This window comes from Prochlorococcus marinus XMU1419, assembly GCF_017695955.1.
Lineage (GTDB): Bacteria > Cyanobacteriota > Cyanobacteriia > PCC-6307 > Cyanobiaceae > Prochlorococcus_A > Prochlorococcus_A marinus_AD.
In genome coordinates this window covers 1-23,207 of the sequence record NZ_JAAORO010000002.1, presented here as the reverse complement: position 1 = coordinate 23,207, position 23,207 = coordinate 1, and the positions used below count along the sequence as shown (strand labels likewise).

At 31.3% G+C, this 23,207-nt stretch carries 26 protein-coding genes; 17 read left to right on the top strand and 9 right to left on the bottom strand.

Features of this window, described 5'->3' with window-relative positions:
• The first annotated feature begins 11 nt into the window (after window positions 1-11).
• The 5 genes from HA151_RS03615 to HA151_RS03595 are packed head-to-tail and all read left to right on the top strand — an operon-like array spanning window position 12 to window position 5,031.
• Window positions 12-1,190, top strand: coding sequence for a pyridoxal phosphate-dependent aminotransferase (locus HA151_RS03615; protein WP_209106166.1), 1,179 nt, complete (start codon window positions 12-14; stop codon window positions 1,188-1,190).
• Window positions 1,191-1,202: 12 nt separating this feature from the next.
• Window positions 1,203-2,096 carry a putative selenate ABC transporter substrate-binding protein gene (locus tag HA151_RS03610; RefSeq protein ID WP_209106165.1) on the top strand — a complete coding sequence of 298 codons (894 nt, stop codon included), beginning with the start codon at window positions 1,203-1,205 and terminating at the stop codon, window positions 2,094-2,096.
• Entirely contained in the window at window positions 2,093-2,833 is a 741-nt protein-coding gene (locus HA151_RS03605; RefSeq protein WP_209106164.1) for an ATP-binding cassette domain-containing protein, read from the top strand. Before HA151_RS03610 ends, HA151_RS03605 begins: the two co-directional genes overlap by 4 nt.
• A 4-nt stretch (window positions 2,834-2,837) precedes the next feature.
• Window positions 2,838-4,337, top strand: a complete 1,500-nt coding sequence (locus HA151_RS03600) for a PhnE/PtxC family ABC transporter permease (protein ID WP_245151582.1) — start codon at window positions 2,838-2,840, stop codon at window positions 4,335-4,337.
• A 49-nt stretch (window positions 4,338-4,386) separates the two neighbouring features.
• Complete coding sequence (locus HA151_RS03595) at window positions 4,387-5,031, top strand: GDSL-type esterase/lipase family protein (protein WP_209106163.1); 645 nt, start codon at window positions 4,387-4,389, stop codon at window positions 5,029-5,031.
• Window positions 5,032-5,047: 16 nt separating this feature from the next.
• On the opposite strand, the gene HA151_RS03590 is transcribed toward HA151_RS03595, so the two are convergent.
• From HA151_RS03590 to HA151_RS03580, 3 genes are read right to left on the bottom strand one after another with little or no spacing between them, the layout of a single operon-like run.
• Window positions 5,048-5,791 carry a TIGR00297 family protein gene (locus tag HA151_RS03590; protein WP_209106162.1) on the bottom strand — a complete coding sequence of 248 codons (744 nt, stop codon included), beginning with the start codon at window positions 5,789-5,791 and terminating at the stop codon, window positions 5,048-5,050.
• Between the two features lie 2 nt (window positions 5,792-5,793).
• Window positions 5,794-6,567 (bottom strand): 16S rRNA (uracil(1498)-N(3))-methyltransferase, encoded by a 774-nt coding sequence (locus HA151_RS03585; protein WP_209106161.1) that lies wholly within the window; start codon window positions 6,565-6,567, stop codon window positions 5,794-5,796.
• 9 nt (window positions 6,568-6,576) lie between these two features.
• Entirely contained in the window at window positions 6,577-7,020 is a 444-nt protein-coding gene (locus tag HA151_RS03580; RefSeq protein WP_209106160.1) for a DUF3531 family protein, read from the bottom strand.
• A gap of 83 nt (window positions 7,021-7,103) precedes the next feature.
• Here HA151_RS03580 and HA151_RS03575 point away from each other — a divergent pair, with 83 nt between their 5' ends.
• Window positions 7,104-7,730, top strand: coding sequence for an ABC transporter ATP-binding protein (locus HA151_RS03575; protein ID WP_209106159.1), 627 nt, complete (start codon window positions 7,104-7,106; stop codon window positions 7,728-7,730).
• Window positions 7,731-7,738: 8 nt separating this feature from the next.
• Window positions 7,739-8,641: an Hsp33 family molecular chaperone HslO gene (gene hslO, locus HA151_RS03570; RefSeq protein WP_209106158.1), complete on the top strand. Its 903-nt coding sequence runs from the start codon at window positions 7,739-7,741 to the stop codon at window positions 8,639-8,641.
• On the opposite strand, the gene HA151_RS03565 is transcribed toward hslO, so the two are convergent.
• From HA151_RS03565 to HA151_RS03555, 3 genes are read right to left on the bottom strand one after another with little or no spacing between them, the layout of a single operon-like run.
• Entirely contained in the window at window positions 8,642-9,316 is a 675-nt protein-coding gene (locus tag HA151_RS03565; RefSeq protein WP_209106157.1) for a CPP1-like family protein, read from the bottom strand.
• Between the two features lie 51 nt (window positions 9,317-9,367).
• On the bottom strand, window positions 9,368-11,005 hold the full coding sequence (locus HA151_RS03560) for a peptide chain release factor 3 (protein WP_209106156.1): 1,638 nt from the start codon (window positions 11,003-11,005) through the stop codon (window positions 9,368-9,370).
• 31 nt (window positions 11,006-11,036) lie between these two features.
• Window positions 11,037-11,732 carry a class I SAM-dependent methyltransferase gene (locus HA151_RS03555; RefSeq protein WP_209106155.1) on the bottom strand — a complete coding sequence of 232 codons (696 nt, stop codon included), beginning with the start codon at window positions 11,730-11,732 and terminating at the stop codon, window positions 11,037-11,039.
• 135 nt (window positions 11,733-11,867) lie between these two features.
• Here HA151_RS03555 and nrdJ point away from each other — a divergent pair, with 135 nt between their 5' ends.
• Window positions 11,868-14,201: a ribonucleoside-triphosphate reductase, adenosylcobalamin-dependent gene (gene nrdJ / locus HA151_RS03550; protein ID WP_209106154.1), complete on the top strand. Its 2,334-nt coding sequence runs from the start codon at window positions 11,868-11,870 to the stop codon at window positions 14,199-14,201.
• A gap of 84 nt (window positions 14,202-14,285) precedes the next feature.
• The gene (locus HA151_RS03545) at window positions 14,286-14,552 is read left to right on the top strand and encodes an RNA recognition motif-containing protein (RefSeq protein ID WP_209106153.1); all 267 of its coding nucleotides are present in this window, start codon (window positions 14,286-14,288) and stop codon (window positions 14,550-14,552) included.
• Here the strand turns inward: HA151_RS03545 and HA151_RS03540 are convergent.
• Window positions 14,549-14,743 carry a hypothetical protein gene (locus HA151_RS03540; RefSeq protein ID WP_079317583.1) on the bottom strand — a complete coding sequence of 65 codons (195 nt, stop codon included), beginning with the start codon at window positions 14,741-14,743 and terminating at the stop codon, window positions 14,549-14,551. The two genes, HA151_RS03545 and HA151_RS03540, sit on opposite strands and share 4 nt — an antisense overlap.
• Before the next feature lie 306 nt (window positions 14,744-15,049).
• On the opposite strand from HA151_RS03540, the gene HA151_RS03535 reads away from it, so the two are divergent.
• Window positions 15,050-15,151 (top strand): DUF4278 domain-containing protein, encoded by a 102-nt coding sequence (locus tag HA151_RS03535; protein ID WP_209106152.1) that lies wholly within the window; start codon window positions 15,050-15,052, stop codon window positions 15,149-15,151.
• Window positions 15,152-15,508: 357 nt separating this feature from the next.
• Window positions 15,509-15,658 carry a hypothetical protein gene (locus HA151_RS03530; RefSeq protein ID WP_209106151.1) on the top strand — a complete coding sequence of 50 codons (150 nt, stop codon included), beginning with the start codon at window positions 15,509-15,511 and terminating at the stop codon, window positions 15,656-15,658.
• Between the two features lie 58 nt (window positions 15,659-15,716).
• On the opposite strand, the gene HA151_RS03525 is transcribed toward HA151_RS03530, so the two are convergent.
• Entirely contained in the window at window positions 15,717-16,547 is an 831-nt protein-coding gene (locus HA151_RS03525) for a prepilin peptidase (RefSeq protein ID WP_209106150.1), read from the bottom strand.
• Between the two features lie 76 nt (window positions 16,548-16,623).
• Between HA151_RS03525 and HA151_RS03520 the strand changes: the two genes are divergently transcribed.
• The 6 genes from HA151_RS03520 to HA151_RS03495 all read left to right on the top strand — a co-directional run bounded on the left by HA151_RS03520 (window position 16,624) and on the right by HA151_RS03495 (window position 22,810).
• On the top strand, window positions 16,624-17,085 hold the full coding sequence (locus HA151_RS03520) for a type IV pilin protein (RefSeq protein ID WP_209106149.1): 462 nt from the start codon (window positions 16,624-16,626) through the stop codon (window positions 17,083-17,085).
• A 62-nt stretch (window positions 17,086-17,147) separates the two neighbouring features.
• A complete protein-coding gene (locus HA151_RS03515) occupies window positions 17,148-17,639 on the top strand; it encodes a hypothetical protein (protein WP_209106148.1) in 492 nt (163 codons plus the stop codon).
• Between the two features lie 109 nt (window positions 17,640-17,748).
• Entirely contained in the window at window positions 17,749-18,936 is a 1,188-nt protein-coding gene (locus HA151_RS03510) for a prepilin-type N-terminal cleavage/methylation domain-containing protein (RefSeq protein WP_209106147.1), read from the top strand.
• Window positions 18,933-20,591, top strand: a complete 1,659-nt coding sequence (locus tag HA151_RS03505) for a GspE/PulE family protein (RefSeq protein ID WP_209106146.1) — start codon at window positions 18,933-18,935, stop codon at window positions 20,589-20,591. Before HA151_RS03510 ends, HA151_RS03505 begins: the two co-directional genes overlap by 4 nt.
• A 6-nt stretch (window positions 20,592-20,597) precedes the next feature.
• Window positions 20,598-21,641, top strand: coding sequence for a type IV pilus twitching motility protein PilT (locus HA151_RS03500; RefSeq protein WP_209106145.1), 1,044 nt, complete (start codon window positions 20,598-20,600; stop codon window positions 21,639-21,641).
• A gap of 2 nt (window positions 21,642-21,643) precedes the next feature.
• A complete protein-coding gene (locus tag HA151_RS03495) occupies window positions 21,644-22,810 on the top strand; it encodes a type II secretion system F family protein (RefSeq protein WP_209106144.1) in 1,167 nt (388 codons plus the stop codon).
• Here HA151_RS03495 and HA151_RS03490 read toward each other — a convergent pair.
• The coding region (locus HA151_RS03490; RefSeq protein WP_209106143.1) for a hypothetical protein at window positions 22,807-23,207 on the bottom strand (401 nt) is incomplete at its 5' end. The genes HA151_RS03495 and HA151_RS03490 overlap by 4 nt on opposite strands.

Here is a 23,207-nt window from a genome sequence, read left to right as displayed (position 1 = left end):
GTCATAAGTCAATGAGTGAAGTTAATTTATCTGATCGGGCACTTTCAATTGAGCCTTCTCTTACATTGCAGATAAGTGCTAAAGCAAATCAATTATCTGCAGAAGGAGTAGATATTTGCAATTTAAGTGCAGGAGAACCTGATTTTGATGCCCCTAAAGAAGTTATAGAGGCTACAAGTAAAGCTATATTCGATGGATTTACAAAGTATGGGCCCGCAGCGGGAAATTTAGATCTCCGAAAAGCAATTGCAAATAAACTTCAAATTCAAAACGATTTAAATTATGAATTTGAAAATGTAATGGTCACAAATGGTGCTAAGCAAGCAATATATAATCTTTTCCAAGTCTTGTTAAATACTGGAGACGAAGTTATTATTCCTTCTCCATATTGGTTAAGTTATCCCCAGATGGTTAGATTGGCGGGTGGGAAGCCAATTTTTACAAATTCTTCTGCAGAAGATGGATTTAAAATAAATATAAAAGATTTGAAGTCTAAAGTCTCTTCAAAAACTAAATTTATAATTATCAATTCTCCTAATAACCCTACGGGAAGAGTTATGTCAAAGGAAGAATTATTACAAATTTCCGAATTAGCCAGAGAAAATCCAAATATCAATATTTTATCTGATGAGATTTACGAACTAATCCTTAAAAAAGAATTTAAACACTACAGTTTATCTTCATTAGCAAATGACTTAAAAGATAGGATTTTTATAATAAATGGATTTGCGAAAGGATGGGCCATGACTGGCTGGAGGATAGGTTATTTAGTAGGTTCCAAAGATGTAATCAAAGCATCCTCAGCATTACAAAGTCAAAGTACAAGTAATGTTTGCTCTTTTGTGCAAAAAGGTGCTTTAGAGGCTTTAAAAATTAATAATGAATTTTTCTCAATGATAAATACCCATTATGACCAAAGAAGAAGTCTTCTCTTTGAGGGCCTTAAGAATATAAATGGTATTTATATTGAAGAACCTAATGGAGCATTTTACGCATTTCCAAAACTACCTAACTCTTCAATTACTTCTGTTGATTTCTGCAACAAAGCTCTTCAAGATTATGGATTAGTTGTTGTACCTGGAAAAGCTTTTGGGGCTGACGAATGTATAAGAATATCTTGTGCCGCTTCAGAGATTAAAATAAAAGATGGACTACAAAGGCTTGAAAAAGCAATTTCTAAATATTATTGATTAAAGCCAATAATGATTAATTTAAAAAATTTACTGCTAAGTTCATCTATCTTATTTTCTATTTTTTCATCACAAGTTCTTTCAAATCCTAAAGTTTTAAAAGTTGGAGCAATACCAGATCAAAACCAAGATGTTTTGGACAAAAGATTTAATTTATTTTCAAAAGAATTATCCAAACAACTTGATGTAAAAGTTAAATACATACCTGTTACTAATTATGTTGCAGCAGTAACTGGATTTAGAACTAAAGATTTAGATTTAGTTTGGTTTGGAGGTTTATCAGGAGTTCAAGCAAGATTACAAACTCCTAATTCAATTGTCATAGCTCAAAGAGATATCGATAAGGAATTTAAAAGTGTTTTTATAGTAAACAAAAATTTAGAACTTAACTCAATTTCAAACATTAAAGAGCTTAAAAAACTAAAGAATTTAAGATTTACTTTTGGCTCTGAAAACTCAACTTCTGGAAGATTAATGCCAGAATATTTTTTAAATCTAGCAGGGGTAGAAATTAAACACTTTAAAGGGAAAAAAGCAGGTTTTAGTGGGAGTCATGATGCCACTATAGCTTTAGTTAATAGTGGGGCATTTGATGCTGGAGCTTTAAATAAACAAGTTTGGAAAAACAACCTTAAAAATAATCCCAAAAGAATAAGTAATTTAGAATTATTCTGGATCACCCCAGAATATGTTGACTATCATTGGGTAGCTCAAGGGGATCTTGAAAATAGATTCGGGGAAGGGTTTACAAAAGAACTTAAATCAGTAATTCTAAATTTAGATATAAATCAAAAATCACATAAAGAGATATTAGATATGTTCAATGCAAAAAGATTTATAAATGCAGAAGCAAAACAATATAAAAATATAGAGGAAATCGGTAGGAAATTAAATAAAATTAGATGAATAATACTCTCTTAGAATTAAAAAATATATCTTACAAATACAAAAATAATCTGATTCTAAATAAAATAAATTTAAAAATAAATTCTGGGGAGAAAATCGCACTTTTAGGTAAAAGCGGTTCAGGAAAAACTACGCTTATATCAGTACTTAATGGCACTATCAAGCCAACTCAAGGTGAGGTTAAATTATTCAATAAAAGTTTCGAGGAATTAGATATAAAGCAGAAAAGTAAGATAACAACTATTTGGCAAGATTTAAGATTAATAGAAGATCTCTCTGCAGAACAAAATGTTAATTGTGGACTACTAGCTGAAAACAATTTTTATTTCGCTTTTAAAAATTTACTAAATATAGGTTCTTTTAAGAAGGCTCATAAATATATGCAATTATGTAGACTTCCTAACTCTATTTACGACAAAAAAATCAGAACACTATCTGGGGGGCAAAAACAAAGGGTGGCTATAGCTAGATCATTAATTCAAGGATCAAATATATTACTAGCAGATGAGCCTTTTAATAATCTAGATCCCAAATTAATAATTATAATTAAAAATCTGCTGCTAGAAAATGAAGATAAAAATAATACAAAAAAATACCCTAAGACTTCATTAGTTGCATTACATAGATTAGATTTGCTGAACGATTTCGATAAAGTTATTGGAATGAGGGATGGTAAAATTTTTTTCAATATCAAAAGAACTAACTTAAAGAAGCTTCATTTAGATAAAATATATTAATTTGTTGAATAAATTAAAATTAAACCATACCTCATTATCTTTTCTTCCAATTTTGGTTTGCATACCTCTGGGGTATCAATTAATAACCAATATTCATTTTGGAGGATTTAAATTATTCCAAGAATTCTTAATTTCTGCATTTAATCCCAAGATCGATAATGAAATTATTCTTACCGTAATTAATCGATTAAATGAAACTATCTTAATTAGTTTTTTTAGTTGGTTGGTAAGTATTATTTTTGGAGCAATTTTTGGAATATTATCCTCAAATATTTTTTATAAAATCTTTAATATTCCAAGTTTTTTCTACAGCATAATAAGGTTCTTTCTAACAATAATTAGATCTATTCATGAATTAGTTTGGGGAATAATATTAATGCAAATATATGGCATAAATTTTTCAATAGGAATAATTGCTATATGTATTCCTTATATTGCTGTAAATTCAAAAGTTTTTGCTGAACAATTAGAAACTATTGACTACAAAAGTTTTGAATCTATAAATCAAATAAATGCACCTAAATTTTCATCTTTATTAACTTTAATATGGAATCCAATAATAAATACATTTAAAAACTTTGGTTTATATCGATTAGAGTGTTCAATAAGAAGTACGGTTATTTTAGGACTTTTTGGGATTGGAGGGATAGGTACCAGTATTTTTTTATCTTTTCAAACTTTAAATTTTAGAGAGTTATGGACTTATTTATGGTCCTTAGCAATTTTGATAATTCTTTCTGGATTAATATTCAAAAAAATAAAATTTAATACTACTAATAAAATCCTATCTATTTTTTTTATTGCAGTTTTTTTCATAACAATTTTATTTTCTTTTTCATATTTTCTTTATTTTATTTTTAATAATTTTGAAAATTTTAATTCCCTCAGTTCTCTGTTTAAATCAAGCTCAGATTTAGGATTATTTGATTTCTTAAAGCTTATATTAGAAACAATAATTTTAAGTCTTTTATCAACAGGAATAGCAATTAGTTTACCTCCATTAGTAATAGGAATTTTTAACAATAATACTTCTAAAATTTTTATAAAAATTTTTGCATTTTTATTACGTTTAATACCTACACCTTTAATACTTCTAACTCTATTAACTTTTAATAATCCTTCTTTATCTTTAGCAGCTTTAACATTAGGTCTTCACAACGCTGGCATTACAAGCAAATTACTTTTTACAAATCTAGATAGCCAAGATAGGAGAAATTACATTGCAATGAAATCTCTGGGAATCTCAAAAAAGACTAGTTGGCTTTTAGGTTTATTTTCTCAACAAGCAAAAAGTTACTTGGCATATTGCGCTTATAGATCTGACATCATTATTAGAGAAACTGCAATTGTTGGGGTCATTGGAAGTGTTGGTCTAGGTTGGCAATTGCAAGAATCACTAAGTTCCTTCGCATGGCAAGAAGTTACAATAGTTTTGATAGCTTATAGCTCCATCGCAATAGTTGGCGAATTAATAAATGGTAAAATCAAAAATAGTTTAACTTGATTTGTAAGAATAATTTGTTAAATCAAGTAATTATTTTTTCCCAGTTATAGTGATTAGTTTACCAAAACAGCTAGTTGTAATTGGAGATAGCTCAGTTTATGGATGGGGAGATAATGAGGGTGGTGGATGGTGTGAAAGGCTTAGAAAAGATTGGTGCAATAACCACAATGGACCAGTTATTTATCAACTTGGAGTTAGGGGAGATGGGATAGAAAAAGTTTCATCTAGATGGGAAAAAGAATGGTCATCTAGAGGAGAAACGAGAAGAAATAAACCTAAAGCAATCCTGCTAAATGTTGGTCTTAACGACACTGCAGCAATTGGTCAGAAAAATGGAAGACATCAATTAGATATAGATGGATTTGAATATGGATTAGAGAGGCTAATTAATGAAATGAAATCTCAAACAAATGTCTTTGTTATTGGTCTGACACCTGTTGATGAAAGCAAAATGCCGTTCGCAGGATGTCTATGGTACTCAAATGATTTTTGTAATTCTTATGAAAGAAGAATGGAGGAAGTATGCCTCAATCAGAATGTCCCATTTCTTCCTACTTTTAGAGAAATGTACTCTGATAAAAGGAGTGAAAATTGGATTACACATGATGGAATTCATCTAAATTCAGAAGGTCATTTCTGGCTTTTCCAAAGACTGAAGAGCTGGGAGATTCTTACAAAATGGAAGGAATCATAGGTCTTTCCAAATATTTTTAATTTAAAAAATATGAATATAAAATTAGCGCAAAGATAGCAAAAACAGAAGCAATACTTGTCTGAATAGCATTTACCAATTCATTACTCAATTTATATTTATTTTGAAATTTAGCACCAATAATACTTTCAGAAAGTGTTGCCAAAAATCCAGAAAGCATAACAATTATAAAATGATATTTTGTAGAAATAATTGATAGACGAAGCATTATAAAAGCCATAAATATTGATCCAAAGATACTAGCTAAAGTTCCTTCTATACTTATCCCTCCTTCAGTTCCTCTCTCAACCTTTTTAAGTGAGGTAATTAAATACGTATCTTTCCCAAATCTTTTCCCAATTTCACTACCAAAAGTATCCGCCAATTTCGCTGAAAAACTTGCAGCAAAACCTACTTTAAAAAAAACTTCATTAGCAGGATTAAATTTAGTCATCATTGCAAGAAATAATCCTGTAGCTGCAGATCCCCATACATTTTCAGGTCCTCTTCTCCCACCTCTTTTTTCAGCTATGCCTTGTTCTTTTTTAAATTTATAACCTACTTTAGTTACGATAGATCCAAATAATAAATAAAACACAACTGATATCCAACCCTCCCATGACAAACATCCCCACAAAATTGTGCCTAAAATGCCTGCACTAATCCAACCACCTTTTGTCATCAAAGGAATTTTGCAGAAAATACAAATCAAAATAAAATTAATGCAAAAGCCTATAAAAAATTCATTTATAATTAAACTCATTTTTATCTAATTAATTTAAAATCAATTCTCCACTGATTTAAAATTGATGATGCATTAATACTAGCCGTTGAAGTTCTTAAGATAGTGTCAGAAAGTTTAACAAAGGTAAAATTATTTTTATTAAAAAAATCAATTTCTTTAGAGGACCATCCACCTTCAGGTCCAATTACATTCCAAAAAATGCCCCCTTTTTTATTTGCAAATTCTTGCTGTTTTCTTAACCAATGATTTAAGTCATATATTGTTTCTTCTCTAGTTATAGAAATCGAAACTCTTTCTTGATTATTTCTACTTTTTAGCCATTCAATAATATCCATACCATTTAAAATAGATGGTTTCCATAATCTCTCACTTTGCTCAACTGCTTCTTTGATAATTGAATTCCATCTCAAAAGCTTTCTAGAAAAATTTAAATTTTTGTTTACCTGTCTTTCTGAAAATAATGGCTGTATAAAATCTATTCCTATTTCAGTACACATTTTTAAAATATCCTCAAAACCACTTTTTGGTATAACAACAGCTATGCCTAATAAGTAATTTTCTTTTTCTTGAAATAAGTAAGGTTTTTTTAATTGAATTATTTCTAAACAATCATTTTTAACTTTTTTAGCTTTCCATAATGAACCTTCTCCGTTAGAAATAAATATTTCTTTACCATTTTTTATCCTCATTACTTTATTTATATAATGAACCTCTTCTTTAGTAAGTTCTAAATTATTGTTCTTAATATTTTCAATTCTTTCATGGGAAATAATTAATCTTGTTAAGTCTTCCATCTAAAACACTTAATCTTTGAAAACTAAATCTTCATGTTCTTCAATCGCCCAGTCATTATTTTCACCCCCAATAATTAACTCCTCAATTTTTACATAATTATTTGATATCTCATTTAAAGAATTAATTAATATATCTATTGAAATAGAGTCTGAAGTTCCAAAATCAACCCAACATCTTCCCCACAGGTTTTGATATTCCATAATTCCTAAATTATGCATTAAGGCTGGAAGAGATGCTTTTTTTTGGTCATTATCATATGACATCCAACTTAAATCGGAACCCTCTTCATGAGTTTGCAAATTTTCAGAATTAAATCCACCTAACCTTCCTAAAACGTACCAACTATCAAAAACACCATCTAAATAATTTTTTTCATCTTGAGTTGGTAATTCTGAAAACCTTATCCATATCCAACAATTAAAAGGATCCACTTCCCTAAAAATAATATTCATATTGTTTAATAGCTTTTTAGATCTATAGCTATTATAAGTAAGTTATTACTAGATTAAAATTCATACCTATAATTTAATTAATAATGCTTGATTTAAAAGAAATATCTTATCAACCCCAAACTGGTGAAAGGAAAATAATAGACAATTTGAATTTAAAAGTTTATGAAAATGAAATTATTTTAATTTGCGGCAATAGTGGTTGTGGGAAAACAACCCTTCTAGAATTAATAAGCGGATTAACAACTCCACAAAAAGGTAAAATTACTTGGAAGAATAAAATATTATCTTCTAGACAAAGAAGATGGTTTTGTGGTGTAGTATTCCAATTTCCTGAGAGATATTTTATAGGTACAACCATTGGGAAAGAATTAAAAATAGGCCATAAATCTTTAAGAGAAAAAAATATAGAAATAGTTTTAAATAAAGTTGGTTTAAAAAAAATAAATCTGACCCAACCACCAGAACAACTTAGTGGTGGACAGCAAAGGCGATTAGCTGTAGCAGTTCAACTACTTAGAAACCCTTCTATTCTTTTACTTGATGAACCAACTGCTGGATTAGACTTCTCAATGAGAAATGATGTAAAGAATTTAATTCTCGATCTAAAAAATAAAAATACAATTATTATTGTTACTCATGAACCGAAATTATTTAACGGGATTCCGTCTAGGATGTTAATCATGGAAAAAGGGAAAATCAAAAACTTTTGAAAGAAACTATGAAGGATAGGATAGTAAGGGCTACTGCAGCAAATGGAGGAATAAGATTAGTTGCGGTTTTAACAACAGAATGTTCTTTAGAAGCAAAAAAAAGACACGGTCTATCTTATTTAACAACCTGTATCTTAGGAAGAGCATTTAGTGCTTCACTACTTTTAGCAAGTTCGATGAAGATAATGCATGGGAGAGTAACTATAAGAGTTAGATCAGACGGACCTTTGAAGGGATTGCTAGTTGATGCGGGTAGAGACGGCAAAGTTAGAGGTTATGTAGGTAATCCTGATTTAGAATTAGATCTAGTCAAAATAAATAATAATAAATATTCCTTTAATTTCACAAAAGCATTAGGCACAGGATATTTAAATGTTATTAGAGATAGCGGAATGGGAGAGCCCTTTACAAGTACTGTTGAATTAGTTAACGGAAATATTGCCGAAGACTTAGCTTCATATTTATATCATTCAGAACAAACTCCCTCTGCTGTATTTATTGGAGAAAAAATTCAAAATAAAAGTGTTATTTGTAGTGGAGGATTATTAGCTCAAGTTTTACCTAAAAAAGATACCGACCCTTTATTAGTCTCACTACTTGAAGAAAGATGTAAAGAAATTAATTCTTTTAGTGAAGACCTATTTCAGTCAAAAGACAATCTTCTTTCCTTAATAAGAAATATATTCCCCGATATTGATGATAAATCAATATCTGAAAAAGCTCGTTCCCAAGAAGTTAGTTTTAAATGCAAGTGTTCCAAACAAAGAAGTTTAAATGCAATGAAAATGCTTGATAAGAGCGAGTTGGAGGATATCCTCAGGAAAGATGGTAAAGCAGAACTAGTTTGTGAATTTTGTAAGAATAAATATCTTATAAATTATGAAGAAATTAAATCAATGATAGATAATTAATTATAAGAAAATTACGCCCAGCCATAAAATAATCATCGCAGGAATACTTTGAATTTTTTGTATTGATAAAGAATTGTTTGATATTTCCTGAATGAAAGAATTAGTTTCAAGCAATCCGCCGAATATTAATCCTATTGAGAGAAAGGTAACACTCCAACCTAGGGAACCTATAAATCTTTTACCCGATTTAATTTGCGTATAGGTAAGTATTAGTGTTGAGACAGAGAGCAAAAGTCTATTATTTGAATCTGGACTGATAAATAACAAAATTAAAAATAATAATCCAAAAGATATTTTTATTGAAAGATTATCAAATGAGGGGGTGGTTATTTTTGGCAGGCTATACTGGCTTGAGTTCTTAGAGTTATTATTTAAATTTTTTATCTTAGAAAGAAGTGGGAAATTATTATTAGTAAATTGATTAATTTGTTTTTCTTTTTTTGAGGCACTCACAGCTTCATAGCTTACATTTCCTGATTGCCTAGCTTTCAAACTCCCCATGAGTAATTGATCAAAGGAAGATTCTATTTTCGCTTTTAAAATTAAATCTTCACCAGCCTCTTTAACTTTAATATCTCTAGCCTTCTGAATATCCTCAAAAGCAGCACCTTCATTTACACCTAAAATTTCATAAGGTGATTTATCGCTATTATTTTTTCTATTGTTTGAATCCAAAATTTTTTACCAATACTAACAGATTAACTAATTTTATAATCCATTAAGACTTTATAAAACAATTGGTTCGACTCCACTAACAACGGGAGCAACTTTGTTTAAATTTAATTGATTATTGTCTTCAACAAATTGATTAAGATTCCACTCATTTTTGAAAAGAATGACTGGCCTATTCCAACAATCTTTAACTATTTTACAGTTGAATATTCTGCCTAGTTTTTCAATAGCTGGCCATCCATCAGAAATCCATCTAGCCAATTGATATGGCATTGCTTCAAGATTTGCATCTACACCATATTCACTTTTTAATCTGTGAGTTACTACCTCCAACTGCAATTGGCCAACAGCTGCGAGTATAGGGTCTCTTTTGCTCTCGTCAAAGTCATAAAGAATCTGAACAGCACCTTCTTCGCGAAGTTCATTAACACCCTTTCTAAAGTTTTTAAATGCTGAGGGATTTGGATTTCTTAGCCAGCTGAATATTTCAGGACTAAAGGATGGTATACCTTCGTACTCAAGATGTGTACCAGTATAAAGAGTATCTCCAATAGAAAACATACCCGGATTATTTAAGCCAATAACATCTCCAGGATAGGCATCATCAACTACTTCTCTATCTTGACCAAATATTTTTTGTGGTCTTGATAATCTGATTGTTTTCCCAGTTCTGGAATGTTTAACTGACATATCCTTTTCAAATTTTCCACTACAAACTCTTATAAAAGCAACCCTATCTCTGTGCTTTGGATCCATATTTGCCTGAAGCTTAAAAACAAAACCACTAAATTCATCACTTGCAGGTTCAATGTCCCCTTTATTACTATTTCTTGAAGTTGGCTTTTGAGCCATTTTTAAAAAACTATCTAAAAATGGCCTTACACCAAAATTAGTCATAGCAGATCCAAAGAAAACTGGGGTTAAAGAGCCATTAAAAACCTTTTCTTTTTCAAATTTCGATCCTGCCTCATCAAGAACCTCCAATTCTTCAAGTGAGTTTTCAAGTAAATCTCTCTCTACATATTTTGATAGCTCTTTATCTTCAAGACTTAATCTTTTCTCATTCGATTGTCTCCCTCTCACGGCTTTATCAAATAAAATCACTTCTCTCGAAAATCTATCAATAACTCCTCTAAATTCATCGCCACTCCCAATTGGCCAGTTAATAGGTAAAGTATCTAATCCAAGTTCTGATTCAATTTCATCAAGTAAAGAAAATGGCTCTCTTCCTGGTCTATCCATTTTATTTATGAAAGTAAATATGGGTATTTTTCGCATCTTGCAAACTTCAAACAACTTTCTAGTTTGAGGTTCTAATCCCTTAGCAGCATCTTCCAACATAACTGCATTATCAGCAGCAGCCAATGTTCTATAAGTATCTTCGGAGAAATCTTGGTGTCCTGGGGTATCTAATAGATTGATTACTGATCTTTCATATTCAAATTGTAATACAGTTGAAGTAATAGAAATACCTCTTTGTTTTTCAAGTTCCATCCAGTCTGACGTAGCTTTTCTCTGATTACCCCTAGCCTTTACAGCTCCAGCCTGTTGAATGGCTCCTCCATATAAAAGAAGCTTCTCGGTAAGCGTCGTTTTCCCAGCATCTGGATGTGAAATAATGGCAAAATTTCTTCTTTTATTTACGGCATTCAGTATGTCTTTATTGTTTAAAATTTTAGTACCTAAGTTCATCTATATAATATAAAGAACATACACTTAGTTCTTAAACATTACCATAGACTATTAAATATTTATCACCGTCTTCAAACACATCTAAAGAGGATAGATCATTTTCTAAAGTGAAATTTTTTAACTCTTTTAAAGTATAAGAAGCTCTTAAAGATGCATAATAATCATTAGTTAAAATCTCATTATATTTTGTTGAGCATTGTGCTTTAAGTTCTAAAGCGGACTTTTCATCCAATGGCCTTTTCAAATCCTTATGAAAATTTATAGTGATATTACTAGACAAACTTCTTATTGTGTTGAAGAAATCTTCAAGATTGGTAATGTGATGGATCAAACTGTTACTTACGAGTAAACTAATTTTTTTTTTAATTAAAAAATTATTTGATTTAATGTCTTTGATATTTGAACAGATATAGCGTAAATTTTTTAATTTTTTTTGATCATTAGAAATATTTTTATTATATTCTGCTCTCAAAATCATCTCTTTAGAACCATCTATTCCAATTACTTCAGTATCAGGCCATTTTATTGCTAACTTCTCAGAAATATTTCCTGGGCCGCATCCTAAATCAACTATTAAATCTTTTTCACCTAAAGAAATATTTTTTCTCAAAAGATGATGATTTATTTGATTAATTAGATTAACTTCCCCTTCTGAAAAATCAGCTTCGTCATAAGAAATGACCTGCTCTTTTTCTTCCATTAATTCAGGTTCAGGGATTCTTTCCATGTACTTTCTTGAAACAAAGATTTCATATTAAACATAATTCTACACAAACCGTTAAATAGTGGTAAGAATGGTTGCAGACGCCACAGGTAGAGTTATTCTTCCAGTACGGGTTATTTTACATACGTTTTTTTTATCGTGACTGTTGCACCAAATAAAGCTTCTTCAGAGAGCAATTCCAATAATCTTAAAAAAGATGATTTTCCAAAGACTGCGCCAGCAGCTTATCCTGTTTTTTTCAGATCTTACAGTAGGAAAACTATCTCTGGCAAAAGAGAGAACTGGAGTGAAGTAGGTGAAAGAAATTTATCAGGCTTAAAAGAATTAGGAAAACTTTCTGATGAAGAATTAATCTTAATGAGAGAGATGCAAAGCAACCAAAAAGCCCAACCTTCAGGAAGATGGTTATGGATTGGAGGAACTCCTTGGATTAATAAGAACCAAAATTTCTCAGGAGCATACAACTGTACTTCCACAAATCTAATTGATTGGGAGGCCTTTGCTTTAATGATGGACTTAGCAATGATGGGATGTGGAACAGGTGCAATAATTGAACCACATTTCATAAATAATCTACCAACAGTTTTAAACAAAATAAATATTAAATCAGTCAGTGAAGTTGGAATAACTCCCAAAGATCAAAGAGAAGAAAAATCATCTTTAGAAATCAAAGGAAAAGATCTTTATATCAAAGTTGGAGACAGCAGAAGAGGGTGGGTAGATAGCTATAAATATCTTCTTGAGGCATCAAGTAACGAGAGTCTTGAAAGTGAAATTGATGTTTATATTAATTTGGAAGACATTAGGCCTGCTGGAGAATCATTAAAAGGTTTTGGTGGTATGGCAAATCCTATTAAATTGAAAGATCTCTACTCTAGAGTCGCATCACTTCTTGGAAAGGCAATTGGGAGGAAATTAAGTACAGTAGAGTGTTGTTTATTAATTGATGAAGCTGCAGTAACCATAGTTGCTGGGAATATAAGAAGAAGTGCTGGAATGAGACAATTTGCTTCAGATGATAAGGAGGCAGCATCGGCAAAAGAAAATTTATGGAGTCAAGATGAGAATGGTAATTGGAGAATAGATCCTGAAAAAGATGCCCTTAGGATGGCTAATCATACTAGGGTTTACCATACAAAACCCACTTATCAAACTATTTTGGATGCTGTAACAAAACAATTCCATTCAGGTGAGGGTGCGATTCAATTTGCTCCAGAAGCAATCGCAAGGTCAAATGCAGATATTCTTAAAGATGATGAATTGAGAAAGGAATTTATTGAAATATACTCAGAACAAGGTAAGGAAGAAGCGAGAAATTGGATAAATAGTAGTTATGGTCCATTTTCTGAAGAAGAGCTTAATCACAGGATGAGTAGATATGGACTTAACCCCTGTGGGGAGATCTTGGGAAATGATTTTCACTGCAATTTAGCTGAAGTTCATTTAAATCAGATTGATCCAGGGGATTTTGAAGAGCAAAAAAAAGCTTTTAAAGCAGCAGCTCTTTCTGTAGCTTGCTTACTTAATCATGAATTTGAAGTTGAGCGTTATAGAAAAAGTAGGGAATATGATCCCATTGTAGGGGTAAGTTTTACTGGATTATTTGATTTTTGTGTTCATGCCTTTGGTACACCATGGTTGAAGTGGTGGGAAGCAGGAAGGCCCGACAATGAAGAGGGAAAGGCTTTCAAAAAACAGGAAGCTAAATTTTTAGATTCTTGGAGAAAAATAGTAAAAGAAACTGTCTGGGAATATTGTGATAAACATAATTTAAGAAGGCCAAACCGATGTACAACTGTTCAGCCAGCTGGAACTAAAAGTCTTCTAACCGGAGCGGCTCCAGGATGGCATCCGCCAAAGGCACAAAGATTTATAAGAAGAATAACTTTCAGGAAGAATGATCCAATTGCTTTAGCTTGTATGGATTATGGTTACTCAGTTGTTCCATCTCAATCTGATAAAGATGAAAATGGTTGCTTGCTTGATAATCCATTTGATCCAAGATGTACAGAATGGCTAGTTGAAATTCCAACAGAAGTTAGCTGGGCGAATATAGATGGTGCTGACCAGATAGACATCAATAATTTCTCAGCATTAGCTCAATTTGATTTTTATATGCAAGTGCAAAAATTCTACACAGAGCATAATACCTCTGCAACCGTAGAATTTAGGGAAAATGAAATCGAGGATTTAGCGAAAGCTATTCATAATGCGATAGAAAATAATGAAGGATATATTTCTGCGGCATTACTAGCTCGATTTAGTGCCAACGCAACATTCCCGAGATTACCTTTTGAACCAATTAGTAAAGAGGAATATATATCATTACAAAATAAGGTTATAGAAAGGAAAGTTAATAATGATTTCTTTGATGCTCTCAATAAATACGATATTGGTGAACTTTCTGAAGCAGGGCCAGCAGGTTGTGATTCAGATAAGTGCCTTCTTCCTTTGGCTAAGCCGGAAAACTAATTTATCATTTGTAAATAAAAAGAAAAAATTAGTTTTTAAAACTATGATTTATGGCTACCTCTTAAATAGGGACATAAATTATTTATGACATTAAGCTTAAATATTGGGAACTTATTTAATGATTCCTCTAGTCATGCCTTGGTTGATGAGCTAAGAAAGAGAACATCGGAAGAGGAAATATTAGATTTTGAAGAAAAATTTAATTCCAAAAACGAAAAAAATCTACATATTTATATATGTAGATTTTTAAAAAACAGATCAATATCTAGGGGACTAGCCTCCAAATGGTTAATAACAATAATTAATAACAAAGAATCTAAAATAGATAGTTTGCAAAAATTAAATAATTAGGTCAGCGTTGAAAGTTTCCATAGAGCTATTCCAAAAATTGAGAACCCCATAATAAAAGTAAAAGCTAAAGCATTTACCAACTGAACCTTATCATTCATCCTGTTTGCGAATGGTAGTAATTGAGCAAATAATGGAGTTTCTTCAACTATTGCAGATTTTTTTACTGTAGGTTTTTTGCTTCTAGAAAACATAAAACAAATTCTATAATCTTAAGAATTTTACAGTTAAAAGTCGATTAAATAAAAATTACTTCCTAAAAACGAACAAAATGTAACCTGGATAAATTTTCAGAATACTTACTGCATGTTTGTAAAAAAGAAATCAAAATTTTTATTGAAAATATTAAGAATATTAATTAAAAACATAGACAAGATATTTTAAAGCATGTTAATCTAAATTTGTAGCAACCGCTACCAAAACGTTCAACTTGCTTAAAGCAAGCCGCAAATCGACTTAAGCCATGGAACGGGGACTTAAGCGAAACCGGAGCTTAAAAAATGACTCTTATTTACAGAGGACAAAAGTACATCCAGAACAAAGAAGTTGCGAAGAAGCAGCACAACGAACTTACCTACAGAGGAAAAGCTTATACAAGCTAATTCCTTCCTTGTAAAAAAGGAAAAAAGCCGCTCATAGCGGCTTTTTTTTTACAAATTAAGATTAAAAAAATTAATCATCATATATTTTTCTAATAAGGGTTAAATTAGGATTAATGGATACAAAAGTCGCTATTAAAACATAATTCTGCAAAGACATATTTAATTAAGAGTTAAACCAAATAACTTCCAAACTTCATTTAGATTAATAAAACGTAATTATAGTTTCATAAATCCTCTCTTAGTACATTATTTATTTAAGATAATTTTATGAATTTAACCCGTATAAACGTAACTTATACTTCCCTATAAGTTTTAAAATAATACCATTATTTAAAATTTTTCAAATAATTAATATCAATGACAAATAATAAACCTCTATTCAAGGCTCCTTATGACATAAAAGATGTAAGCGCTCTTTTCGCTATAGTAGCTTTTGTATTAATAATTTCTGCAATAGTTGGAAATAACTTATTTGGTTTATTTCAAGAAAATGTTAATTTTGGATAAAAATTCAATAAAGAGATTATCTTTAAATCTTATGATTTGAATTTTTAAATACCGACGGCTACATTAATTTGCCATATATACTCAAAATAATTTGATCGTTACCGAAGAACCAAACCATTAAACCACCAATAGCCAAAAAAGGAGCAAATGGGATAAATTGATTTCTTCTTAAAATATTCATACTTAATCCAAATATCACAAAAATAGCTGCAAAAATATATGAAATTCCCACAGACAATAAAATACCAACAGGTCCCAACCACACAGATATCATTGATATTAATTTAGAATCTCCCTGCCCTAATGCTTCTTTTTTAAAAATATATTTTGCAATCTTTCTTATAAGTTCAAAGAATAAATAAGAGACAATTATTGTTGCAAAAGCTCTTATCAAATCATATAAATTAGAATTTCCAACAATAAATTTAACTAAAATTAAATTAATAAACCCAAATAAAAATCCATAATTAATTAACTTTTGAGGAACCCAGAAATGGTTGATATCTATCAAACTTATTAAAAAAATTATTGAGAAAAAGATCCAACTGAATAAATTTCTAAAAATTTCATTGGTAATCGAGGAGTGAATTTGTTGTGATGAAAAATTTAAAATAACAAAGAAGACTCCCGTCAAAAACTCTATGATCGGGTATGAAATACTAATTTTATTTTCACAATTTCTGCACTTACCTTTTTGAATAAGCCAACTTAATAAGGGTATATTTTCTCGCCAAGAAATTCTTGATTTACATTTTGGACAAAAGCTTCTTGGTCTAACTATTGATAATTCAAGAGGTAACCTATAAATCACAACATTGAAGAAACTCCCAAAACAAATCCCGATCAAAAAACTTTTTATCAGTATTAAATTATTAAGTTGAGAAGCCATTAATAAACTTTGTTGTAATTATTTAATCTTTTGTATATAATCTTTAAATAATAGATCATGTTTTGTTTTTTTTACTATGACCTTATTACAAAATTTTCTAAAAAATAAAAAAGTCCAAAAAACACTTGCTACAAAGCCAGGAGAGGAAGGTTTCTCACTTGTTGAGTTAGTTGTTGTTATTGCAGTTCTTGCTATCTTATCTGCTGTAGCTATTCCAGCATTTGTAGGAGTTCAAGCAAATGCAAGAGCTTCAGCGGTGAAAAACGGTTTAGCAAACGGTGTTAAGGAGTGCGTCATTCGAGCCTCAGATAATCAAACAACTTTATTCGCGAATGCCCAATCATTCCCTGGAAACTACAGTGGATATACTGTTTCTGCAGGAGCAGACGCAACGTGTTACAGCGCATTGGCTACTAATACTGCAAACCCAACTACTGAGTCTAATTTCATTATCCAAATGGACCCCGCGAATGGTCAAGTAAATAAAACATGTAGTAGGCCTAATGCTCCAGGATGCTCAGCAACAGGTACTTGGTGATTTTATCAAAATCATTTTGAAAACCTCAATTGATATTTTCAATTGAGGTTTTTTTTATAAAAATGCAAAATAAATTCAAATTAATTTTTACATTTATCTTTTTATTTCTAACATCAAGTTGTGGTGGGAAAAATGAAGATAATTTTGACTTTAGTGATTTCAAAGTGCCTGTCAAAGAAAGTATTAGTAATGAATCAAAACCAATCGAGAAAAAAAATTTAAATACCATTCAATATGAGTTGAGACCTTTTAGAAATAGAGAAGAAATCTTATCTTCGTTTAAATTTGAGAAAAAAGATCCATTTAAGTTAGATTCGCAAACCTCAAATAAATTATCAGATATTAAATTAAAAGGTTTTCTTACTATTTCAAATAAAAACTATGCTGTTGTAAATTATTTAGATAATGAAGGATCTATAAACACTGAATCTATAGGTGGGGAAAATACAAATTTATTGCCGAAAGGTGCATTGATTAAAGAAATTAATCCAAGTGAAGGGTATGTATCAATTTCTTACCTAGACGAGCTTTTTATTTTATCTTATGAGGGCTAATTGATAATTAAATTATAATATTATTTTTGCTCTTAATAAATATATGGTGTAAATATCTCTTTAAATATATAATTACTATACATATCGAATAAAAGTTTGGATATTAGTCATGAAGATATCCATTAAAAATAAAAGAAATTCATATTTTGAAAAAGGGTTTACACTTATAGAATTAGTTGTTGTAATAGCTGGTTTAACAATACTTGGTGGCATTGCGATTCCAAGTGTATTGACAAATATCAAATTAGCTAAAATTGATGAGGCGAAAGCAATTATGAATGGATACATTTCTGATTGCCTTGGACAATATAGAATCTCGACAGACCCAAACAAATTTTATAGCGATGCTCGACCCGAAAATCTAGATGAAGTTAAATTAGCAACCCTGGGATACAGGGTTGAAGGTGGAAAGGATAAATGCTCATGGACAGCCTTAGAACCTTCTGATGATAAAGATAGTTTATTATACTCTTTTGATTACAGAATATCTGCAGATGGAAAAGTACTTAAAACAGGCATACCAACTGCAGATAGAAGTTTAAACTCATGTAGAGGTTGGGCAGGCGCAAACTGTAGTTTGTCCCCAGAAAAAGCTGCCCAATTTGCTGCTGCTGCCGCTTTAGCAGCTAAAAAAAATCAATGTCTTACCGCTTATGCCCAATGGAAAGTGGATAACGGTGATGGTAATACCGTCACATGGAACAACGACACAAATGCATGCGATAAAACAGTTTGGCTATTCAACGGTACTCCTGTTGCTGATCAAGCTGCATATGATGCTCTCGTAAAACAAAAATATGGAACAGTTTGTCAAGAATGGAAAGATCAAAAAAAACAGAGTGGTTACATAAGTAAAAAAGATGATGATGGGTTGGGTATTGGTGAAACAATCGAAGAGTGCAATAAGGCCAAATATTGGTTTCATTCAGGACAAGAACCATTTACTACACAAGTCGCCTGGTACAATTTCAATCTTGATTATCAGGCTCAGGCATGTAATCAAAGTAAAACAACAGCCATAAACAATAATCATAAAGGGTCTTTTGTGTATGGACCACATTCAATCCCTACTCCACCATGTGGAAGATCAGTATATCTATGTGGTAATACAGAATATCAAACTGAAGAAGAATATAATAAGTCTTCTTGTTACACTCCTCCTGGAGGAGGCGGGGGCGGTAATCAACAGCCTATTGATAGGTGTATGGGTGTAGGCTCACCAACTTATTGTGTTTCTCCATTTTTCATAAATAATTACGATTGCAGGTGCTACCCAGGAGGGATTTGGAGGCGATGAGTAAGGCACAATACACTGCATCAAGTGTAAGAAAATTAGTTGATAAATATTTCTCTCTTCAGTGGTGCAGAGATAATCTTGTTGTGCCCTTATATCAAGAAACAACTCTTCCGATGAAGCCAGGAATAATTAAGATTGCTGTTGCAAATTATTCTTATTTAGGTACTATTGCCGAACCAATTAAACAGAGGTTGGCTCAATCAGATCAAAAATGTGAATTTGTTGAAAAAACTCAAGAAGAAATACAAGAAATTCTTGATTTGGCTTCTGAAGAGAGATTTATAAGTGGAGATAGCATAGAAATATCTCAATTTGATGAGGATGCTGTCTTAGAGGCTATTAAAGAAACATCTGAGAATGATGAAGATACATTTGATTTTGAATTTGATGATGATAACGAGGAACTTGAAAAAGAGGAAGATAGTTTAGATTTAGCTATAGAAATGATGGAAAGTAAGATTCAAAAAGCTGCTGGGATGGTTCTAATAAATTCCAAGAAAAATAATGTATCTGATATACATATCGAACCAAAAGAAGATGGATATAAGATCAGAGTAAGAAAAGATGGAGTAATGCAAAAATTTATGTCTATGACAAGAAGGCCAGGTATGCAATTAGTTACATGTCTAAAAAATATGGCCTTAATGGATATTGCTGAAAGGAGAGCTAGTCAAGATGGCAAAATCCTTAGAAAGTTTGAAGGAAATAGACTTGAATTTCGTTGTTCAACCGTACCAAGTAAACATGGTGAAAAAATGGTTTTAAGAATTTTAAATAGCGATCCCTCAGCCTTAAACTTAGATACATTAATCCACATTGAAAGTGTCCGTAAAAACTTTAGAAAAATAATGAATGCTTCAAATGGAATTGTCATAGTATCCGGCCCAACCGGTTCCGGAAAATCTACAACATTGGCGGCTGCATTACAAGAAAAAGATAATGGTGAACTAAATATTGTTACTGCTGAAGATCCAATTGAATATGATTTAGGCGGTGATATAAACCAAGTCCAAGTAAATAATGCAAAAGGTCAAACATTTGCAATGCTACTTAGAACTTTCCTAAGACAAGATCCAGACGTAATTTTGATAGGTGAGACAAGAGACCCCGAAACTGCAGAATCATCTATGGATGCTGCCGAGACAGGGCATCTTGTATTTACTACTCTTCATGCCAATTCATCATGTAGTTCATTAACAAGGCTATTAGACATGGAAGTCCCAAAATATAAACTTAATGCAAGCGTGAGGGGTGTTTTAGCCCAAAGGCTTTTAAGAAAAGTTTGCACTGGATGCTCTATTAAAAGACCAATTTCCGAGAAAGATGCGACAGATTTCCAGATCAAAAGAAATACTCCTATCATGTACGCAAATTCACTTTCTGCCGAAGAAAAAGCAGCTAGAAAAAGAGAAAATACTCTTTGTCCCCAATGCCAGGGTTCCGGATATAAAGGACGTATTGGAGCTTATGAGTTATTACTATTAGATAGGAAAATACAAAATGCAATTTCTAATGGCATGACAAACAGAGAGGTTGAAGAAATAGCAGTAAATGAAAACTCTATGCTTACACTAACTCAATACGGTGTAGAGTTAGTCAAAGAACATCTAACTACTATCTCTGAAGTTATTAGAGTTTGTAAATCTGATCACTAAATCCCCATGTCTATTGCCAGAGAAATAGTTGGTTTTGCTATGAAAGCAGGATCCTCTGATATACATTTAGAAGAGGAGTCGCCAATTGCGGTAAGAGTCAATTCTGATATAAAAATTAGTCCTCAAAGTCTAAGATCAGAGGATATGGATCAACTACTTTTAGAGTTGATGGGGGCTGACAAATTAAATGAATTTAATAAAACTGGCGATTTAGATACATCTATAGGACTTGAAGGGTTATCAAGATTAAGAATTAATGCATACGTTGCAAATGAAAAAAGATGCCTGACTTTAAGACTTCTGCCAAATGATTTACCAAATTGGAAAGATTTAGGTTTGCCAGATGCTTTTATAAATTTAGCTAAATTGCACAGAGGATTGGTTTTATGTACAGGTCCAACAGGTTCTGGGAAATCTACTACTTTGGCTGCATTTATTAACTGTATGTTAGAAACACAATGTAGGCATGTTTTAACTATTGAGGATCCGATAGAGTTCATTTTTGAACATACCAAAAATTCAATAATTCATCAAAGAGAAGTCAAAAGAGATACTCACTCTTTTTCAACTGCCCTTAGAGCTGCCTTAAGAGAGGATCCTGATGTTATATACATTGGAGAAATGAGGGATCTTGAAACAATACAACTCGCAATTACCGCCGCCGAAACTGGGCATCTAGTTTTAGGTACTTTGCATACATCTTCTGCATCAAAAACAGTAGAAAGAATTGTTGATGTATTCCCTGCAGATCAACAAGAACAAGCCAGATTACAAGTTTCAACCTCTTTAGCAGGTATAATGTCTCAAACGCTTTGCAAAAATACAGAAGGGAAAAGATCATTAGCCTATGAGTTAATGGTCAATACACCAGCTATTGGTAATTTAATAAGAGAAAAAAAAGTTAGTGAAATTTACTCTCAGCTTCAAACAGGTAGTCAACTCGGAATGAATACATTAGAACAGTGTTTAAATCAATTATATTCAAATGGCTTGATTACTGAAGAAGAGGCCTTAGGGAAAGCCTCAAATAAAAAAGCTATTAAATTATAACTATGGCTGAGTATGGTTCAGTTCCAATAGTTTCAAAAAAAATTACGAAGAGATCTCCTCCTCTTGTGATTTTTGGAGTAACTTTTGGCGAATCATCTTACTTAGATTTTGAACCAGATACTAAATTAAAAGTAAAACAAGATGATTTACTTGTTTTCTTCCGCCAAATGTCAGTAATGCTTAAAAGTGGAGTCCCTTTAGCTCAGGGATTAGAGTTATTGGCAGAAAATATGACTAACAAAAAATTTGGCGCTTGTATATTTGATATCTCTAGAAAGCTTAGCGGAGGAGAAGATCTATCAAGCTGTCTATCTTCTTATCCAAGAATATTTGCTCCTATAACCGTAGGTTTAATTGAAGCAGGGGAGGCTGGTGGTATTTTGTCAAAAGTTTTAGAAAGATTAGCATTATTACTGGAAGCACAAAGTAAGATAAAAGGCCAAATAACAGGAGCTTTAATTTATCCAATCGCAGTTCTTGTTTTAGCAGTTACGATAAGTCTTGCTTTGTTAATTTTTATAGTCCCGACTTTCGATGAAATGTTTAAAAGTATGGGTGCTGAACTACCAGCATTGACAGGTTTAATGTTGAGCCTTTCAAGAGTGGTTACTTCTTTAGGATTTTTTGTTGGAGCTCCAATTATTGGTTTTATATTAATTTATCTTTTTAAGACTAGTTACTCTACGAAACCCGGAAGATTATTTATTGATAAATTATTTTTAAAAATACCTCTCTTTGGAGATCTTCTTCTTAAGTCAGAGATAGCCTCAATGTCTGATACTTTAAGTACTTTAATTAATTCAGGAATATCATTAGTTGAAGCTATCGAAAGATGTATCAATGCCTCAAATAATGCAGTAATTAAAGAAGCTCTTACTCGATCAATATCCTTAATAACTCAGGGCCAGGAACTTAGTTTTGCTTTTAGCACATCAAAAGTAATGCCCAAATTATTAGTTTCAATGGTAAAGATTGGAGAAGAAACTGGCGCTTTATCATTTATGTTAGAGAATATTGCGAACTTTTATAAAAGAGAAGTAGAAGAGGCTGTAACAGTCCTTACAAAAGCTATGGAGCCAACAGTTATTTTCGTTGTTGCAGCTATTGTTGGAACAATTGTTATTTCATTATATTTACCTATGTTTGATTTAATAAACCAGATGGGTTAATCAATATCCAAAAAAGTTGTATCCATAGTAAATTTATCTTCATTTTTATCACTTGATTCTTTTTTATTTTTCATAATTGATTCTTCATCTTTACCATAATTAACTTTTTCTTTAGATCCCTTTTTATTCTTTATATCTAGATTTGGCAACGGAGGTAATTCATTCTTTTTCTTATCTTCTTCTTTCTTAATTACTGTTTTTTTAACTTCCTCTTTTTTCTTTATATCTAGATTTGGCAACGGAGGTAATTCATTCTTTTTCTTATCTTCTTCTTTCTTAATTACTGTTTTTTTAATTTCCTCTTTTTTCTTTATATCTAGATTTGGCAACGGAGGTAATTCATTCTTTTTCTTATCTTCTTCTTTCTTAATTACTGTTTTTTTAACTTCCTCTTTTT

Excerpts from the sequence above, each read along its gene's own strand:
- HA151_RS03615 (WP_209106166.1), top strand. The coding sequence starts at position 12 with ATGAGTGAAGTTAATTTATCTGATCGGGCACTTTCAATTGAGCCTTCT.
- HA151_RS03610 (WP_209106165.1), top strand. The coding sequence starts at position 1,203 with ATGATTAATTTAAAAAATTTACTGCTAAGTTCATCTATCTTATTTTCT.
- HA151_RS03605 (WP_209106164.1), top strand. The coding sequence starts at position 2,093 with ATGAATAATACTCTCTTAGAATTAAAAAATATATCTTACAAATACAAA.
- HA151_RS03590 (WP_209106162.1), bottom strand. The coding sequence starts at position 5,791 with ATGAGTTTAATTATAAATGAATTTTTTATAGGCTTTTGCATTAATTTT.
- HA151_RS03585 (WP_209106161.1), bottom strand. The coding sequence starts at position 6,567 with ATGGAAGACTTAACAAGATTAATTATTTCCCATGAAAGAATTGAAAAT.
- HA151_RS03580 (WP_209106160.1), bottom strand. The coding sequence starts at position 7,020 with ATGAATATTATTTTTAGGGAAGTGGATCCTTTTAATTGTTGGATATGG.
- HA151_RS03575 (WP_209106159.1), top strand. The coding sequence starts at position 7,104 with ATGCTTGATTTAAAAGAAATATCTTATCAACCCCAAACTGGTGAAAGG.
- hslO (WP_209106158.1), top strand. The coding sequence starts at position 7,739 with ATGAAGGATAGGATAGTAAGGGCTACTGCAGCAAATGGAGGAATAAGA.
- HA151_RS03560 (WP_209106156.1), bottom strand. The coding sequence starts at position 11,005 with ATGAACTTAGGTACTAAAATTTTAAACAATAAAGACATACTGAATGCC.
- HA151_RS03555 (WP_209106155.1), bottom strand. The coding sequence starts at position 11,732 with ATGGAAAGAATCCCTGAACCTGAATTAATGGAAGAAAAAGAGCAGGTC.
- HA151_RS03545 (WP_209106153.1), top strand. The coding sequence starts at position 14,286 with ATGACATTAAGCTTAAATATTGGGAACTTATTTAATGATTCCTCTAGT.
- HA151_RS03540 (WP_079317583.1), bottom strand. The coding sequence starts at position 14,743 with ATGTTTTCTAGAAGCAAAAAACCTACAGTAAAAAAATCTGCAATAGTT.
- HA151_RS03535 (WP_209106152.1), top strand. The coding sequence starts at position 15,050 with ATGACTCTTATTTACAGAGGACAAAAGTACATCCAGAACAAAGAAGTT.
- HA151_RS03530 (WP_209106151.1), top strand. The coding sequence starts at position 15,509 with ATGACAAATAATAAACCTCTATTCAAGGCTCCTTATGACATAAAAGAT.
- HA151_RS03525 (WP_209106150.1), bottom strand. The coding sequence starts at position 16,547 with ATGGCTTCTCAACTTAATAATTTAATACTGATAAAAAGTTTTTTGATC.
- HA151_RS03520 (WP_209106149.1), top strand. The coding sequence starts at position 16,624 with ATGACCTTATTACAAAATTTTCTAAAAAATAAAAAAGTCCAAAAAACA.
- HA151_RS03515 (WP_209106148.1), top strand. The coding sequence starts at position 17,148 with ATGCAAAATAAATTCAAATTAATTTTTACATTTATCTTTTTATTTCTA.
- HA151_RS03510 (WP_209106147.1), top strand. The coding sequence starts at position 17,749 with ATGAAGATATCCATTAAAAATAAAAGAAATTCATATTTTGAAAAAGGG.
- HA151_RS03505 (WP_209106146.1), top strand. The coding sequence starts at position 18,933 with ATGAGTAAGGCACAATACACTGCATCAAGTGTAAGAAAATTAGTTGAT.
- HA151_RS03500 (WP_209106145.1), top strand. The coding sequence starts at position 20,598 with ATGTCTATTGCCAGAGAAATAGTTGGTTTTGCTATGAAAGCAGGATCC.
- HA151_RS03495 (WP_209106144.1), top strand. The coding sequence starts at position 21,644 with ATGGCTGAGTATGGTTCAGTTCCAATAGTTTCAAAAAAAATTACGAAG.